This is a genomic window from Coleofasciculus sp., assembly GCF_046539235.1.
In the GTDB taxonomy this organism is placed as follows: Bacteria; Cyanobacteriota; Cyanobacteriia; order Cyanobacteriales; family Coleofasciculaceae; genus Coleofasciculus.
The window spans coordinates 1-16,316 of record NZ_JBKHHI010000121.1 but is presented as its reverse complement, the minus strand read 5'-3'; the positions used below and the strand labels follow the sequence as shown (position 1 = coordinate 16,316).

Sequence of the window (16,316 nt, the reverse complement as noted above, 5' to 3'; positions counted from 1 at the left end):
CATTAAAATGGACTCGGACTAGAGAGGTAGTCGTTTTTAGACGACTTGAGCTTTGGGTTCCTTGGGTTTGAACCCAAGGCGGTTGCTTGGGAGCCAAGAAATAAATTTCTGGAACCCAAAGCTAAAGTCCATTAAAATGGACTCGGACTAGAGAGGTAGTCGTTTTTAGACGACTTGAGCTTTGAGTTCCTTTGGTTTGAACCCAAGGCGGTTGGTGAAACTGTTCAACTCCCGTTCATCTTCTGTTCAACCTCCTGATTCGTAATCACATAACGGTAATGGGTTGACCCCTGAAGAATTACCCGAATTTTATCCTCCCTAAATCGTTCGCTACTGACTTCTATATGTCCAAAACCTGTCTCACTCCACGCCTGAAGCAGGATTGTCTCCAAGCGTTGCAGGAGTTCATCGATATTCGGGGTGGAAGAATGGGATAACATAATAATGCCTCTGCCATACAAACTGGTGTTGGTAAGTCCAACTGAATCCATTAAACCGCATCGTTCTCCAGAAAAACCCACCGGAAGGTATCAAAAGGTATCATAAAGCTATCAACTTTCATCGTTTCCCATCAACAGGAACTGAATCTTGATTGTAGAGACGTGTTGACACTGATGACGGTGTGCGCCCTTTCTCGTTGTCTACAATATCGTCAAATAGGTTTCTGTTGGACTGATGGGTAAGGGCTTCAGTGTTTGATTTTGTAGGTCTATTTCTAACCCCAACGATTCTAACGGGATCACGCCTAAAAGCGCATCGCCACCGCCGGGTAATTCCAAACACTCGAAGGTTCCTTCCCGACCAAACATTGATAGTTTAGCATCTTGAAAAATTCGGGCTTTGCCAATACCCATTGCTGTAGCCACGTCTACTTCTTTAAGTATTTTTAGTCCCAGTTTGGCAATAACGTCTTGTGGCAAACACAAGGTTGTGGCTCCTGTGTCTACCAATACATTGTCCAGTGTAATTGACCGAATTTGTTCGGGGCGAATTGTCCCATCTTCCGCTCTAATTTGGTCGGCTCGATTCACAATTTTCAGGGTTGTGAAAACTTTTCCCATTGGCTGGCTAGTTTTAATTGGCATAGGGATTTTCTCCTTAAAATTCGGAGTGATTCAGTTTATTATCATAACGTCTTTCTGGATTTAAATGGTGTAGGGTGAGGAGAGTAACGCACCTTTGCCACTATTCATATTCCATTCATCTTCTTCTGTTCAACCTCCTGATTCGTAATCACATAACGGTAATGGGTTGACCCCTGAAGAATCACCCGAATTTTATCCTCCCTAAATCGTTCACTACTCACTTCTATATGTCCAAAACCTGTCTCACTCCACGTCTGCAGCAGGATTATCTCCAAGCGTTGCAGGAATTCATCAATATTCGGGGTGGAAGAATGGGATGACATAATTGATGCCTCTGGGATACTGATTAGTGTTGGCGTGCTTGGCGTGCGATCGCGCTTCGGGTAAAGCGGAAACAAGCCTATAGCCTGGAACTTAACTCTCACTTTGTATACAAACAGGTATAAATCAGGCAAAGACGGTTTGTCAAGGCAATTTATGTAAAGTTATGTTTCGTAGTAGGCACTTTAGTGCCATTCGGATTAAGTGTGTAGGGGCGGGTTTCACAACTATCTTTTTGGTTGTACCCAGATGTGACGAAACCCGCCCAGAATCATGGTTCTAGACTCCCTGATTCAGTGTTAAGAGGAACAAAGCAGATCCATCAGGGATTGGGGCAATTCTTCAAAATGCTCTAACAAAAAATCCAGGATTGCCAAATGGCGCAAGTCAACGGGTTGAGGGGGGCGATACCCTTGACCTCGGTTGAACCAACATTGAACGGTTCCCAGAGAACGGGAACATATATGAGAAAGTTGCTCATACGTGACATCCCATTTGGCATAAAACTGCCTTGGCGTCATCCCTAATTCACAGTAACAATAGAGGTCAATGATGTATTGTTCACGCTGAGTAATTGGGCGGGGATAGTTTCGCCCTTGGGGATTATAGCGTCCAGTTGGGCTATGCACTGATAGATGCTCTAGTTCATGATCAGAATGGGTGGGATAACGGTATGAGTTGTCATCATCTTCACCGGGAGAATCGTTGCATGTTGATTGTGTAGGGGCGGGTTTAGGGACAAACACGAATTGTTGTACCCAACCTGGTGGCAAAACCCGCCCTGATTGTGTAGGGGCGGGTTTAGGGACAAACACAAATTGTTGTACCCAACTTGGTGGCAAAACCCGCCCTGAGTGTTCGGTTAGTTCCTCTATCTCTTCACTATGACGCAGAGTATTTAAAGTCCCAGCAATGAGTTTACCGTTAAGGCTTTCGGTCAACTGCTGGATCAATAGTTTCGCGATCGCCTGGGCTTCAGCATCCGTTAGGTGCATTTGGGATGCATCGAAGTCAATGTCGCTGTAGTGCTTGATCAACCAGAGGAGTTGGGTAATGCCTAATTCCGCTAATGCTTGCTGGGTAAGGGTTTCATCAGTGCGATCGGTGTCAAGTTTAGGGGGTAGATGTGTCATGAGGTTCTGCTCCTTCTGTAATTTTTAAGGTATTAGTTACTTGTAATAATGTTATAACAAAGCAAATAAAATAAAAACCCCTTTGTCTCAAAAAAAGGGATCTAAAGGAAATTATTGGAGCGAAAAAACGTAGGGGCGCACCGACGTGCGCCCAGTTTAACCCTTCGACTTCGCGGCAATTGAGCGTTCGACTGAGCGCTCACGCCGAAGTCCTGTCGAAATTCAGGGTTAACCGTCAAATTTATTCCACAATTTTAGCTGTGTCAGTCCAGTAGATTAGATAACTTCGCTTTTTTTTACGGAAGGGGGAGAATTCAAAGCCTCTCAAGAGCAGGAGAGAGGTTTTCCATATTCCGTGCAAAGTAAGAGGAGCCTATCTACGCAAAAGCGTCGCCCTCAAGTAAGCTAAAGCAAAGAAGCAAATTCTGCGATAAGACAATCTCATGAGCATTCAATTTGAATTTCAAGCTACCACTTCACCCTTGCGATGGGACGAAGCTGGGGGTATCCGTATCAGTCAGAGCCGAGTAACCCTTGACAGCCTACTTGCTGCCTATCACACTGGCTCTACTCCCGAAGAAATTGCTATCCAGTACGATGTACTTAGCCTGTCAGAGATTTATGCAACTATCGCTTACTACCTCACCCATCGCCAGCAGATTGATAACTACTTGGAGCAGCGTCGCCAAAATGCTCAACAGTACAGACAAAAATTGACTCAAGACAATAACTTGGTTAATCTCCGAGAACGTCTTTTGGCTCGTCATCAATCCCAAGTAAGTTGATATCAAATGCGTCTTTTGACTGACGAAAACTTCAACGGAGCAATATTGCGTGGGCTAATCAGGCGTTTGCCTGAGCTGGATGTAGTCCGTGTGCAGGATGTGGGGCACCTTCCCTAACTGAGTTTCAATCCTATCCCCTATTCATTACTCAACCGCACTCTGACAATGTATCGGATTTTGCCAACCAGTATTAGGCGTAACATTGGGCGCTTGGGCGGTGAGAACGATTGTTCCATCGGGTAATTTTATCCAGCCTTGGGCTTCAATTATTGGGGTTGAACGAGTCTGGGTTACAGGTTCAATCTTGGCTGGGCGATTATCGTTACTAGGAACTAGGGGACGCAAATCTTCCCACACATTATCGGTTCCCGTTACTTGGGAAATTGTGGGAGGAACACCGCCGCGTCCACTAATAATAAAATGGCTGGGAGTTTGGTCAGAACCCCCTTGACAGAAATTGAGAAAATCGGGTGGGGAAGCTGGGGGAGGTAATTGCAGTAATCCGGTGTTGGGGTCAATTTCTAAGGTGTCGAGTTCCACGACTCCTTGTTCGCCAAATTCGGAACTGGCGGTAATGTCAGACAGGGGAGTGAGGCGAGAGCGAAATTCGAGTCCATAAATTTTGTTGGCGGTGATATCAACTCTTCCCCCATTCCCCAAGAAAGCATTGGCGGTAATATCGCTATTTTCCCAGGTAAATCCGACAATAAAGGGAGAATTAATTCGGATATTGCCCCCATTTCCCCCAGCTTGGGCAGTTCCGGCGGTGGTAGAAATTGAACTGTTATGGCGTAGGAGTAGGATATCGTTAACGTTGAGGGTAATATTGCCACCTTCACTGGAATCGGTTTCAGCAATAATTGCAGCTTGGTTATTCAGACGGATAAAATCAGCCGTAATTTCTGTGTTACCCGCTTTGCCTGTTGCGTCAGGTGAAAACGGGGGGAGAACGATATCATCACCAACGTCAAATGAGGGAAAATTAGGTATCCTAGCATCTGCGGCTGTGCCAGCAGCAACGCTAACTTTTGCCCCATCTCGGATATTTAAATTCTGAGTGTGATTAACTATCAAGTTACCAGCATCCCCATCTCCAAATGCTTGAGCATACAAACCACTGGCAAATCCATCTCGTGATGTACCACTAAGTTCGATAGACTCTGAAGCATTCACCGTTAAACTTCCCCCTTGACCTTCACTAAAGGTTGAAGCCGATACTGCTGCACCATCGCGAGCAACCAAGCGTCTGGTATTAATTATTAAGTTTCCAGCATCTCCTGTGCTAATCGTATCGGTAGATAAACCAGTGGGAAACCCATTCGGTGCAGTACCAATTAGTTCTACCAACTCGGAAGCATTGACGGTTAAATTTCCACCTCGACCTGAATTAGAAGTAGAAGCACCGATGACGGCTCCATCGCGAACAATTAATCGTCTTGTTTCAATTTTCAAATCTCCAGCCCGTTGATTTCCTCCTGTGGAAGTAGACAATAGACTCAAAATATTACCATCCGGGGAAGTACCAATTAGTTCTACTGATTCCGAGGCTTTCACTGTGAGATTTCCCCCTACACCCTCTCCGGATGAACCTGTCAGTATTCGCCCACCATTGGTTAAGGAAAGTGACCGAGCGGTGATATTAATATCACCTCCTTGGCTTAAACCAAAAGCATCGCTACGGATAACAAAAGTACCATCAACGGCAACTGTTCCAGCATGGCTTGTTAAATTAATATTGCCACTTAATCCATCACTAGAGGAGCGAATGTCGCCTGCTTTAATATCATTATTGGCAGTCAGAGAAATTGCTCCGCCACGATTAACAGAGAAGGAGTCCAGGATATCTGCTGTCGTGTCAATCATGCCATCACTTTCCAGCGTAATATCCCCACCGTTTGTTTTAATTGAGCCGTTGAGAGTGATATCATTGCTTGCGTCTAAGATAATAGGTCCTCCGGGGGTTTCCAGGTTGCCTGTGGTGATACGTCCCGGTGATGGATTTTGAGAGAAGGTTAAGTTGGAATCATTGGGACTATTATTCGGTGATGGTTCTCCCGGAGATGTTACACTTGACCCCACAGAAACACGGACATTATCTATTCCCCAACTTTCATCATTAATCTCAGCATTGGTAAGTTCTGGCGAAAAATTAATTTGAATTGAATTGTCTGAATGTTCAAAAGTCTGGCTTAAGTTGTAGACTGAATCAACGGCTCTCCTTTGGTTAATTGATTTAAATAAGAATTCGTAGCCGAGGGTTGTGACCTCACTAGCTCCTTGATATGCCGGATTTTTAACAATGTCTGAAGGATTATATTCCGCAGGATATGACTGAGTTTGTATGTCTTTAGGTTCATTGTCAAAGATAATGTCATAGTTTTTAAATGTTGTATTGATCAGGGTTTGACCTCCTTCAACATTTAAATTCCAAATATCTGGTCCGTCCTTTGGTCGATTTCCATCCCATGAGCGGATAATGAATAGATCCAGAGAAACAGTGGCTATTTCATGGGGCGGCAGATTATCCAGCGTCAGGCTTATCGTATCGTTGACAAACTGCCCCAAAAATCTACGGTTTCCTTTCGGTGTGATATCTGTTGTTGGTGTGATATTTGTGGCGGTATTTAACCATACATCAGGAATGTCTCCTTCAAAGTCATCCCAATAAACAGGAATTAATGTCGTTGGCGGATGTTTTAACTCGTCTACCCCAGCTCTTAAAATTAATGCCGGACTATTTATCAACGTATCGACATCTGGATCATTCGGATAGTCTTCAGGTTTCAATGTCGTATCTTTACCCGTAATCCGAATATTTCCTGTGGTAATACTTCCCCTCGCCTCAACCTTCAGCGAAACTCCTGTATAATCGCCCAGAACCACATCCCCTTCGGAACTAATAATCGGGTCATAGTAACTCCAAAACTCCCCCGGTTCCCCCGCTAAATTCAGAATCGAAAACTGACCCCCACTGGCAAAATGAGCATCCCCAGAAATGACCCCATCACTAATTAAACTTAAATCCCCACCACTCTGAAACGGCGTTCCTGGATGATTCAATGCCAGAATATCAATGCCTTGATTTCCCTGAACATAAAGATTCCCACCTGTATGGGCAATAAACGGAGTTTCTACAGTATCCCGCACTCGCACCGTATCCCCCGCTAACAGGATTAAATCCCCAGCGGTGACTAACTGACTTTCTTCTAAAATTAAATTATTATTCGCCAATAAAACAGCCGACTGCGCCAACCCATCCCGCACTGTTGCATCTCCAGTTAATGCGGCTATCTCTAAATGTCCCCCTGGGGCGGCTAATTCTCCGGTACTGGTAACTGTTCCGCCAACTAAGGTTAAATTTTTACCAACTTCTAGAGTTCCTAAATTGGTAATTGCGGCTGAGTTTTGACCCCCCGCTACTTTTCCATATTGCAACCCCAAGGGAACATTAATAGTTAGCAATGGCGGTGCTTCTGGATTGGTTGCACTGAAGATAGTGCCATTCTCAAATACCACCCCATTGGCTGTACTCCCGATAAACGAACCCCGGATGTCTAATTGAGCATTTTCGCCAAAGAGAATTCCATTGGGATTGATCAAAAATAAATCGGCTGCGCCATTGACGCCTAATGTCCCCAAAATGTCAGAGGGATCAGTTCCGGTTACTCGACTAAAAATGGCTTTGATTCCGTCAGGATTAGCAAAATAAACCCGTTGTCCTTCGTTAATATTAAATTCTAAAAAGCTATGAAATAAGGCTGAACCTCGGCTGGCGCCATCCTGAATTAAATCGGCGGTTACTCCATCGATAACCACCCCATTCGGTAGGATTGAGGAACCTTCAGCGCCTAATGTGGAATCGGGTGTAATCTGGGCGAGGACAGGGTTACAGGGGATAAAGAAGAATGAGGCGATCGCGCTTCCATATATCAGACGCTGTAAGCTTTGATTGATGGTCAACATAGCACCCTCTAGATGTGAGATTTAGGGAATTCCCAACCTGATATTTATTTTATTGTGTCCTGTATCCTGTGTCCTGTAAACCTGTAAACCTGTAAACCTTATCATTCTGTAATCCTGTAATTCTGTAACCCTGTAACCCTGTAACCCTGTAGGGGCGAGTCGCTGCACTATCTTCAGAGGAAACCTATTAATTATATCGACTCGCCCCACTATCGTGACGGGGAAATCCATTAATTGTCTGGGCGCAAACCTTGCGCCCCTACACCCCCGCTATCGTGACGAGGAAATCCATTAATTTACCCGACTCGCCCCACTATCGTGAACGGCGAAACCCTTAGGAATTTTCGTCGTTAGTTCATTCCTGATTAAGGATAACTTGGTGGGTTACGGCGGATATCTAATTAAATAGTTTGTTTTGTCAATTTAGTACCGCCTAACCCACCCTACGGATCTACGGGTTGAGGGTTGATTGGGGTCTATAGGACGGCACATTTTCCCATTATATAAAACTACCTAAAATTACAGCCAAAGTCAAGCACTACTTCTATCTTTTTAGCAGCGATTCCTCCTCTGATATGTTAGGAAAACCTTAACCTTGGTAGGATTGAGGAACATTGAGTCCTCATGTCAAATCGGGCAGAATCTGGGCGATAACTGAGTTACAGAGGATGAAGCAGAATGGTGCGATCAGCTTTGCTGGTGCGCTTCGCGCAATCGCGCCGCCATAGCCTAAACGCTGTAAGCCTTGATTGATGGTCAACATAGCACCCTCTAGATTTGAAATTTAGGTCATTCCTAACCTGATATTTATTTTATTGTGTTTTGTGTCCTGTAATCCTGTAATCCTGTAATCCTGTAATCCTGTAACCTTGTAGGGGCGAGTCGCTGCACTATCGTGACGGGGAGAGGCATTAATTTACCCGACTCGCCCCACTATCGTGACGGGGAAATCCATTAATTTTGTTGAGGAATCCTCGTTGGTTCATCTGTAGGAAAGGATAACTCGGTGGGTTAGGTTGGATATCTATTTAAATAGTTTGTTTCGTGAATTGATTACCGCCTAACCCACCCTACGGGGTACGACGGGTGACGGTTAATTGGGGTTTATAGGACGGCACATTTTCCCATGATATAAAAGTACCTGAAATTCCAGCCAAAGTCAAGCGCTAATTCTATTTGCCGATAACACAGCAGTTAATCAGACATAATTCTGTCAATTAAAGAACATATCGCATCCCCAACGGCAACTCTGGCAAGCGCTTCACTTGCTTATATTCCAGCACTGTTTATGGATTTGTGGCGATATCCACGCATTCTGGCAAAAGACAAAATTTTATAACTTTACGCCAATTAATTCACTTTCCAACACTTCACAAACCCCAAATTAAAAATAAAATGAAACCTAAGACAACCACTGAACTCATCTAATTCAGACCGACTCAACGATGCAATTAAGCTCAATTAACCTCCCCGACTATTTAATTCAACTGGGGCTATGTCCACCAGAAAACCAAAATCAGCTGATCATTAAACCCGTTGCGGCGAAAAACTTTAACCTTTTAGTTACCTTACCCGACGGTGAAAAACTCTTGGTTAAGCAAGAAAGGTATAATCAAGACGGGAAAACAGCCGGAGAATTTGGGCAAGAGTGGCGCATTCAGGAGTTTTTACAGCACTTTCCTGAACTTGCTACCCTTCACCCCTATTTGCCCAAGGTACTCCACTTTGATCCGGGGGAATCAATCATCATATTCCGTTACTTAGACGAGTACCGCGACGTAATGGAATTCTACGCCGAAGAGACAATCTTTCCGAGTGCGATCGCGGCGTCTATTGGTACTACCCTGGCGGCTATTCATCGCGCCACATATAACCGAGACGACTATCGGCAGTTTTTCTCACAACAATCTCACTCTCTCCCCGAAACCGTACCTAACCTGATTGGCGGATTAGAACGAATCACCCCAGACATCTTTGGGCTGGTTCCAGTGGATGGACTCAAATTCTTTGCCCTCTATCAACGATACGACAGTTTAGGAAACGCGATCGCAGAACTGGGCAAAACCTTCACCCCCAGTTGTCTCAGCCACAATGACCTGAAACTCAATAATATCCTGCTTTCCAACCACTGGGAACAATCGTGCGATCGCAGAGTAAGATTGATTGACTGGGAACGTTCTCATTGGGGAGATCCAGCCTTTGACGTAGGAACTCTCATCGCTAGCTATATCCAAATTTGGCTGAATAGTTTAGTCATCAGCAACGCCCTGAGTCTCGAAGAATCCCTGCGGTTAGCCACAACTCCCCTCGACCAACTGCAACCCTCAATTGCCAGCTTAACCCAAGCCTATTTCCACAGCTTCCCGGAAATTTTAACACACCGCCCCACCCTCTTACTCCAAATCATCCAATTTGCAGGTTTAGCCTTAATTCAACAAATTCAGGCAATGATTCAGTACCAAAAATCCTTTGGAAACTCAGGAATCGCCATGCTACAAGTCGCCAAAACCCTACTCTGTCGTCCCCAACAATCCATCCCCACCCTATTTGGCACCATGACACCCGATCTAATACCCCCAAACCCCTCCCCCAACTCCCCCGAAACCCTCTGCGCCCCTCTGCGTTAACCTCTGCGTTCTCTGCGTAAAAAAAATCAAACCATGCAACTCCTAAACATACCCATCCATTCCCTACTCGACACCTTACAAGACATCGCCAACACCATAGAACTCCAAGCCAACTTTTGCATCCATCATCCCAACTATAAACCCTTTGAACTACCCGAAGAAATAATTAACCGTCTCCAGAACATGCCCTCAGACATCCAGCAACGCTACTGGAGTCTGCAACTGCGTGGATTTCTCTACGGAATCTACTACAATCAATCCCTCGAAAATAGCCTCGCCCTGAATACCGATAACCCAGCCATACCCCTAGACCTAGAAAACAATACCCTTTTAGGATTAGACTTAAACTTCTATCAACAATTACACAATCACAATCAAGGAACCGGTTACTTTGACCCCGGTTGGTTCGTTCTCAAACAGGAAGCCGATAACACAATTGTCGTCAGCAAAGGCAGTTTAAAGCTGCATATTGAACCCCAACGCCATCTCCACCCCAACCAACCAGCCGCTATTGGGGATACCGTAGCGATTCGGATGCCCAAAAACCTGATCCAAAACGGATTTTACATGGCAGTAAGTAACGCCGGAAGCCAAGCTGAACCCACCTTAGACCATCCCTCAGAAACCGTGCGAATTTACTTTAACCTCACCCCCGACGGGGCGGTTTCGGTCATGGATAGCCTAACCCAGAAGTTTAACGCGATTAACCTACCCTTTAGCTTTAAAGTCCTGTATAACCCCGCCGACTACGGACGTTATGATTCCGGGGTTTTCTACTTCGATAAACCCAATTACCCCACGGTTCGCCAAGTGTTGCAGGTGATCTATGAAGAAAATCAAGCCCATTTTAAACCACAAGTTCCCCTATTTACCAAGGTACTCGCCCCCGGATTAGGGTTAGCCGAAGAACCCGATACCAAGTTTGGCACACAAGAAAGTTTTGGCATGAACCGTTGTCAACTGGTTGCCAATGGGTTACTAGAAGCTTGGCAAAACGGGGATAACTCCCCAGACGGGCGAATGCAGGCAATTCTCCAACAGTTTTCCCTGTTTGGGATTGACATAAACCGTGCCTATCTCAATGCCAATTCAGACGATAATTATACACCTTTACTGAGTTCGTAGTAAGCGCTTTAGCGCTTCTGAGTTCGTAGTAAGCGCTTTAGCGCTTCTGAGTTCGTAGTAAGCGCTTTAGCGCTTCTGGCACTAAAGTGCCTACTACAAACTTACGGTAAGCGCTTTAGCGCTTCTGGCACTAAAGTGCCTACTACAAACTTACGGTAAGCGCTTTAGCGCTTCTGGCACTAAAGTGCCTACTACAAACTTACTACAAACTAGCGCCATTTCCCTTAACATCATGCAAATAACAGAAATTGCTCCCTCAGTTGTCAAACCCGCCGTTAAAATTCCTGATTTCCCTGAATCTGATTCTTCATTTTACCGCCAATTAGGACGGACTGATTTAACTGTTAGCTGTTTAGGATTAGGCGGGGGTGGTGGAATTTCGAGTCAGGATACACTATACGCCTTTGACCAAGGAATTAACTACTTTTTCTATTCCAGCGACTTGCACCACCATATTTATAGTTCCATGGCGGATGCCCTGCGTCAATTATGTAGTCGCAAATCATCAGTGCGGGAGAACGTCGTACTGGCAACAGTCACCTATATCAAGAATCCCGAAGTCGCACTGGCGGCTTTATTGGATCAGTTTGTGGAACTAAAAATTGACTATATCGATGTATTGTTCTGGGGATGGATTGGTGCGAATGATGGACAAGCGTTTAAGGATTGCTTGCAGCTTTCCCCCGATTTACGTGGTGCTAATTCCGTTTATCAGCGCACGATTGAACGGTTTTTTGGCACATCGGAACGGCTGAAGAAAATGGGGGCAGTGCGGTATATTGGCGCATCATTCCACGATATGAACCTGGCGCAGCAGTGGTCAAATAGTCCCTTATTAGATGTCGTCATGGTAAGACATAATCTGGCACACCGTTCTGCCCAAAATCAGGTGTTTAATCGCTTAGATATCCGAGATCGTAATCGTCCTGGGATTGTGACCTTTAAGTCTACTGGGTCTCATTCCGGTGCGCTTTGGGATGCGCCTGCGGGGTTACCGGAAGGATGTTGGCAACCGTCTGTACCCGATTTATATCGGTATTCCTTGAGTCAGAACTGTGTTGATGTTTGTTTGACCGGATTACAGTGTCGGGAGGAAATTGATGCGGCGATATCCGGTGTGCAAAAGGGTCAGTTAACCCCTGAAGAAATTGATTATCTCAATCTTTATGGGGATTTACATCGCCATCGGCTTTCTGTCTCCGATATCTCACCGGAACACTTAATTTATCGAGATTAAGTTTACCCAGTAGCAACGTTCCGTCGGAACGTCTGTGCAGGGTCAATTGTAGGGGCGGGTTTAGCCGTTTAATGGGGGGATCTTCCGATAACCTCTCAACAAAACCCGCCCTTGGTCAAAAACGGAATTAAACATTGTCATTACCGAGGAAAATCATGCCAGAAACACTAGAACAATTCACCTTACCCGAAGTTACCCCAGCAACGGATCAAGACATTCTTGCCTATTTACGCCATTCTCACCACATCGCGGAAATTGCAGCAGCGGCGGAACAGAATGCGTTAATTGTGGCGGTTTGTCAGCAATTAGGGATTACGGTATCTGAGGAAGAGTTACAAGCCGCAGGAGATGCATTTCGCCAAGAGAACAAACTGCTGGGAACATCAGAAACCTTAGCCTGGTTAGCACAACAGCGCATTTCTGTAGAAGATTGGTCTCAGGGAGTGCGGATATCGCTGCTGAGGCAGAAGTTGAGAGAACATCTGTTTGGTGAGGCGATTGATAGTCATTATATGAGCGATCGCGATAATTATAAACGGGTGGCGCTGTCTCAAATTCTGGTACGGGATTTGACAGAGGCGGTGAAAATTACCCAGGCGCTTCGTGAGGGGAAGGTGTCATTTTGTGTCTTAGCGTTAGAACACTCGAAGGGGAAGCAGTCTAAGGAAAATGGCGGTTTTGTCGGAGTGCGATTTTTGGCAGAATTGCTACCGGAGATTGCCCAGGCTGTATCTGAGGCTGTAGAGGGTGAGGTGATTGATCCGGTTCAAACGAAGCTAGGGTATCACATTCTTCGAGTTGAGAAGTGGTTTCCGGCGGAGTTGGCTGAAGTCAGGGAACAGGTGTTGGAGTCTCTGTTTCAGAGTTGGTTACAAGCGGGATATCAGTCTAACGCACTGGCTAAATAAAAACATTAAGTAAGCGTCAATTCTGCTTCTGATTCAATTGGAGGCAGTTTCGTAAGGATTTAGACACAGTTGTCTTTCCGACTTGAATCGGTATTGGATTAGGTTGAAAGCCTGTCTCTAAATTGTTAGGGGCAGGTTTTTTGTTGGTAGATAGAGTCTAGGTAATTTTATAGTGTTTCTAATATAGAGGTTATCGATCGCTGATAGTACATTCAACTGTAGGGGCGTAAGGCTTGCGCCCCTACCCACGTATCTCATCTGATTAAGTCTATAATTTAAGACAAAATATTTACTCTTTTTACTTAAATGTAACTTGTTCGTCAAAGGAGACTATAAATTAAATCATGAAAATGCTATAGGATGTATTTATAAGTGTATAGAATCGAGTAAATATATTTATTTATATGTCCTTTTTTTAGTCAAAATTCACTTGCTATGATGATGTAAATTTATTAAATTATTAATATAAACGAAAACGAGTTCGCAGTTTAACGGAGAACTATCAATGGCTACAATCAAAATTAGCAATCTAAATCCGGTTGGTTCCGAATTTTTCAACGATTCAGAAACTTATCTTAATGAGTTGAATGGAGAACAGTTGAACATGATACAAGGGGGATCTACTCCTGCCTGTATTGCGGTTTCAGTATCGGTAGCATATTCAGCATTTCAACTTGGTCGATGGTGGGAGCGTCATTTCTAATAACTTGACAAAATAGTTTTGACTTTAATCAAGAATAAACTGAATTGGAGGAAAATCAATCAATGGCTACGATTCAAATCTCTAATCTGCGTCCTACGGGTTCCGAATTATTTGGGGATTCCGAAAGCTATCTCAATGAGCTAACGAATGATGAGCTGATTATGACGCACGGCGGTTCCTCTCCTTTGTGTATTAGCTTTATAGCTGGCACTGCTCTTACGATCTACGGTGCTAACAAAAGTTGGTGGGGGTAAGTAAGCCAACTCTTGCCTAAATTTTTTAATCACTTCCTCCTAAACATGGGAGTTAATCAAATCTAGATTTGTTCAGTCTGCGCCTGCCTTTGACTTGTTTTAGAGGCAGGTATTTTATTTATGGGCATAGTTCGAGCAAGCAATAATGTTTATAATAATTATGAAGCCATTTTAAATAGTCCATAAAATGACACTACTGTCTATTAGCCTCCCCTTCTCATTTGCCAATGTGTATGAAGGCTTTGCCAAAGCTCAAGGAATCCTGCGAGTTGATGAGGATACCTTAACCTTAGAGTTTGAGATTAAAGATAACTTCTTTGGCGTTCTTAAATCTGAAATAAAAGAGGTGATAATTCCCATTCAATACATTGAGTCAGTAACACTCAATAAAAGCTGGTTAAAAACAGTATTAATTGTCAGAGTACAGAGCTTGAAAATCCTTAGTCATATCCCGAAGCATAATCAAGCACAACTCTGGCTCTATATATCTCGGAAGGATAGGAATATCGCCTCTAAATTTGCATCTTTTTTAAGGTTAAAAATATCCGAAAATGAGATAAAATTATTAGATGCGAATTAAATGGTCAATAGATTTTTTTATAGGTTAATAAGCTGAACGAGCATTTGCATTACCTTCACGGTAAGTGTCAAGGGGGGTGGTAATCAACACGCCCCAATTTGTAGAGACGTAGCATGCTACGTCTCTACAATGGTAAAGGAAAAGATGGTTATCAGATGAGATGCAATTATTATGAAGAGGTAGGAATTTGAGCGCCGAAATTATCAGACTGTCGAGCGACAGCCAAACGCTCTTTGGAAAACTCATCTAATGCGGCGCAAAACCTACCTGATTGCAACTGAATCCCTAAAGCATCAATGACGGCTAGAAAATCCAAAAAGGTCGCATTGTTATAGTTTTCCTCTTCATAAGCTTTAATTTGGTCTTCCGTGCGATCGCACAAATATGCCAGTTCCTTTTGTGTCAGTTGAAAAGCAATCCTGGCTTTAATTAAAAGCGTTGATAGTTTGTTGATGTCATCAAGGTTGAGAAGGACTGGCTGATTCGGATTATGGGAAATTAGGGTTTCATATTCGGTAAGTTCATCCTGAAGAGTCTTTAGCTGACTGTGGTATGAATCCTGGAGGAGTTGCCATCCATCAGGATCGTTCTGTTTCTTTTCTTCATTTTGACGCACGGTTATGATTGATCGCGCAAATTTCTCTGCCCATTTTTTTGTTACCTGATACTCGTGTTCATTCTTAATCATGGTTCCCACCTTCGTAAATCAATAGCAACGATTCCCTTGGAATTTTCACCTCGATCACGCTGAAAAAACTCTATTGACATTGTACCCTCATCATCTATCGGGTAAGGTTTGAACCTGTTTTAACAGGTTTTAGCTTGGGTTCCGGAAATTTATTTCCCGGCTCTCAAGTGAACGGTTAAGTTAACTAACGATAGCGTTGGGTTACTCTTCGAGAAGGCTTCGCCTACGTTCCAAGGGGCCAACCTACCATCTGACATTCTTCCTACTATCGGGTAAGGTTTGAACCTGTCTATTTTATTGATTTGTATACCTACTTTGAAAGCCGCGCAGGCGGGTTTTGTTTGTGTAGCTGCGGTTTCAACCGCCCAGTGAACGGTTAAGTTAACTACCATCTGACATTCTCCCTACGGAATCAGGGCACGACACTGTCGTGCCCCTACATTATCGCGATTACACTTTAGCCGAAATCTCTGGTTTCATCTGTTGGCGTTTAACGAGTCCTAAATATCCTCCTTTTAATTCAATCCCTGTCTCTCACGTTGTCAAGAGACAGGGATAGTTTTCGAGAAATATTCAACATAATCTGATCCAATATTTTTGGAAAAATCTATAAGCTTTTTGTCCGGATTGTTTTTTATTGCTCACGGGATTTACTACCCAGTATCAATAATAAATGCTTTAAGGTATATACAAATCAACAAATAATATCGAAAAAGTAAAGATATTACTATAATATAAAGTCTTTTTATTGCTTAAATTTTCATTGATATATGCTTGTGCATTTGCTTCAATGGAATTGTCGATATTGATTCAACCCTATCGACTAAAATTTGTTCATTTAAATCAAGGAAAAAATAAATGGCAAACATCGATATCATCCGTGCTTGGAAGGATGAAGAGTTCCGCA

14 protein-coding genes and 1 pseudogene are annotated in these 16,316 nt (G+C 43.8%); 8 read left to right on the top strand and 7 right to left on the bottom strand.

Annotation, left to right across the window (positions count from 1 at the left end; genetic code table 11):
- Positions 1-224 precede the first annotated feature (224 nt).
- From ACLFWI_RS13160 to ACLFWI_RS13145, 4 genes are all read right to left on the bottom strand, one after another.
- Entirely contained in the window at positions 225-491 is a 267-nt protein-coding gene (locus ACLFWI_RS13160; RefSeq protein WP_446413311.1) for a hypothetical protein, read from the bottom strand.
- A 150-nt stretch (positions 492-641) separates the two neighbouring features.
- The gene (locus ACLFWI_RS13155; RefSeq protein ID WP_446413310.1) at positions 642-1,085 is read right to left on the bottom strand and encodes a retroviral-like aspartic protease family protein; all 444 of its coding nucleotides are present in this window, start codon (positions 1,083-1,085) and stop codon (positions 642-644) included.
- A gap of 104 nt (positions 1,086-1,189) precedes the next feature.
- Positions 1,190-1,510, bottom strand: coding sequence for a hypothetical protein (locus ACLFWI_RS13150; RefSeq protein WP_446413309.1), 321 nt, complete (start codon positions 1,508-1,510; stop codon positions 1,190-1,192).
- Positions 1,511-1,705: 195 nt separating this feature from the next.
- A complete protein-coding gene (locus tag ACLFWI_RS13145) occupies positions 1,706-2,539 on the bottom strand; it encodes a hypothetical protein (protein ID WP_446413308.1) in 834 nt (277 codons plus the stop codon).
- 443 nt (positions 2,540-2,982) lie between these two features.
- On the opposite strand from ACLFWI_RS13145, the gene ACLFWI_RS13140 reads away from it, so the two are divergent.
- Positions 2,983-3,324 (top strand): DUF433 domain-containing protein, encoded by a 342-nt coding sequence (locus ACLFWI_RS13140; RefSeq protein WP_446413307.1) that lies wholly within the window; start codon positions 2,983-2,985, stop codon positions 3,322-3,324.
- A gap of 6 nt (positions 3,325-3,330) precedes the next feature.
- Positions 3,331-3,429, top strand: a pseudogene (locus tag ACLFWI_RS13135) (DUF5615 family PIN-like protein); the annotation flags it as partial.
- 39 nt (positions 3,430-3,468) lie between these two features.
- On the opposite strand, the gene ACLFWI_RS13130 reads toward ACLFWI_RS13135, so the two are convergent.
- Both ACLFWI_RS13130 and ACLFWI_RS13125 read right to left on the bottom strand, forming a co-directional pair.
- Complete coding sequence (locus tag ACLFWI_RS13130; RefSeq protein ID WP_446413306.1) at positions 3,469-7,287, bottom strand: two-partner secretion domain-containing protein; 3,819 nt, start codon at positions 7,285-7,287, stop codon at positions 3,469-3,471.
- Positions 7,288-7,909: 622 nt separating this feature from the next.
- Positions 7,910-8,050: a hypothetical protein gene (locus tag ACLFWI_RS13125; protein ID WP_446410221.1), complete on the bottom strand. Its 141-nt coding sequence runs from the start codon at positions 8,048-8,050 to the stop codon at positions 7,910-7,912.
- Positions 8,051-8,732: 682 nt separating this feature from the next.
- On the opposite strand from ACLFWI_RS13125, the gene ACLFWI_RS13120 reads away from it, so the two are divergent.
- From ACLFWI_RS13120 to ACLFWI_RS13095, 6 genes are all read left to right on the top strand, one after another.
- Positions 8,733-9,914, top strand: a complete 1,182-nt coding sequence (locus ACLFWI_RS13120; RefSeq protein WP_446413305.1) for a phosphotransferase family protein — start codon at positions 8,733-8,735, stop codon at positions 9,912-9,914.
- Positions 9,915-9,947: 33 nt separating this feature from the next.
- The gene (locus ACLFWI_RS13115) at positions 9,948-11,039 is read left to right on the top strand and encodes a T3SS effector HopA1 family protein (RefSeq protein WP_446413304.1); all 1,092 of its coding nucleotides are present in this window, start codon (positions 9,948-9,950) and stop codon (positions 11,037-11,039) included.
- Positions 11,040-11,271: 232 nt separating this feature from the next.
- The gene (locus ACLFWI_RS13110; protein WP_446413303.1) at positions 11,272-12,276 is read left to right on the top strand and encodes an aldo/keto reductase; all 1,005 of its coding nucleotides are present in this window, start codon (positions 11,272-11,274) and stop codon (positions 12,274-12,276) included.
- A 155-nt stretch (positions 12,277-12,431) separates the two neighbouring features.
- Positions 12,432-13,184 (top strand): peptidylprolyl isomerase, encoded by a 753-nt coding sequence (locus tag ACLFWI_RS13105; RefSeq protein WP_446413302.1) that lies wholly within the window; start codon positions 12,432-12,434, stop codon positions 13,182-13,184.
- 505 nt (positions 13,185-13,689) lie between these two features.
- Complete coding sequence (locus ACLFWI_RS13100) at positions 13,690-13,887, top strand: hypothetical protein (protein ID WP_446371438.1); 198 nt, start codon at positions 13,690-13,692, stop codon at positions 13,885-13,887.
- Positions 13,888-14,328: 441 nt separating this feature from the next.
- Positions 14,329-14,721, top strand: coding sequence for a hypothetical protein (locus ACLFWI_RS13095; protein ID WP_446413301.1), 393 nt, complete (start codon positions 14,329-14,331; stop codon positions 14,719-14,721).
- A gap of 169 nt (positions 14,722-14,890) precedes the next feature.
- Here ACLFWI_RS13095 and ACLFWI_RS13090 read toward each other — a convergent pair whose 3' ends face one another.
- Positions 14,891-15,409, bottom strand: a complete 519-nt coding sequence (locus ACLFWI_RS13090) for a hypothetical protein (RefSeq protein WP_446413300.1) — start codon at positions 15,407-15,409, stop codon at positions 14,891-14,893.
- Positions 15,410-16,316: the final 907 nt, after the last annotated feature.

Bases quoted from the DNA above. Each gene is read 5' to 3' on its own strand.
- ACLFWI_RS13160 (WP_446413311.1), bottom strand. From the start codon at position 491: ATGGATTCAGTTGGACTTACCAACACCAGTTTGTATGGCAGAGGCATT.
- ACLFWI_RS13155 (WP_446413310.1), bottom strand. From the start codon at position 1,085: ATGCCAATTAAAACTAGCCAGCCAATGGGAAAAGTTTTCACAACCCTG.
- ACLFWI_RS13145 (WP_446413308.1), bottom strand. From the start codon at position 2,539: ATGACACATCTACCCCCTAAACTTGACACCGATCGCACTGATGAAACC.
- ACLFWI_RS13140 (WP_446413307.1), top strand. From the start codon at position 2,983: ATGAGCATTCAATTTGAATTTCAAGCTACCACTTCACCCTTGCGATGG.
- ACLFWI_RS13130 (WP_446413306.1), bottom strand. From the start codon at position 7,287: ATGTTGACCATCAATCAAAGCTTACAGCGTCTGATATATGGAAGCGCG.
- ACLFWI_RS13125 (WP_446410221.1), bottom strand. From the start codon at position 8,050: ATGTTGACCATCAATCAAGGCTTACAGCGTTTAGGCTATGGCGGCGCG.
- ACLFWI_RS13120 (WP_446413305.1), top strand. From the start codon at position 8,733: ATGCAATTAAGCTCAATTAACCTCCCCGACTATTTAATTCAACTGGGG.
- ACLFWI_RS13115 (WP_446413304.1), top strand. From the start codon at position 9,948: ATGCAACTCCTAAACATACCCATCCATTCCCTACTCGACACCTTACAA.
- ACLFWI_RS13110 (WP_446413303.1), top strand. From the start codon at position 11,272: ATGCAAATAACAGAAATTGCTCCCTCAGTTGTCAAACCCGCCGTTAAA.
- ACLFWI_RS13105 (WP_446413302.1), top strand. From the start codon at position 12,432: ATGCCAGAAACACTAGAACAATTCACCTTACCCGAAGTTACCCCAGCA.
- ACLFWI_RS13100 (WP_446371438.1), top strand. From the start codon at position 13,690: ATGGCTACAATCAAAATTAGCAATCTAAATCCGGTTGGTTCCGAATTT.
- ACLFWI_RS13095 (WP_446413301.1), top strand. From the start codon at position 14,329: ATGACACTACTGTCTATTAGCCTCCCCTTCTCATTTGCCAATGTGTAT.
- ACLFWI_RS13090 (WP_446413300.1), bottom strand. From the start codon at position 15,409: ATGATTAAGAATGAACACGAGTATCAGGTAACAAAAAAATGGGCAGAG.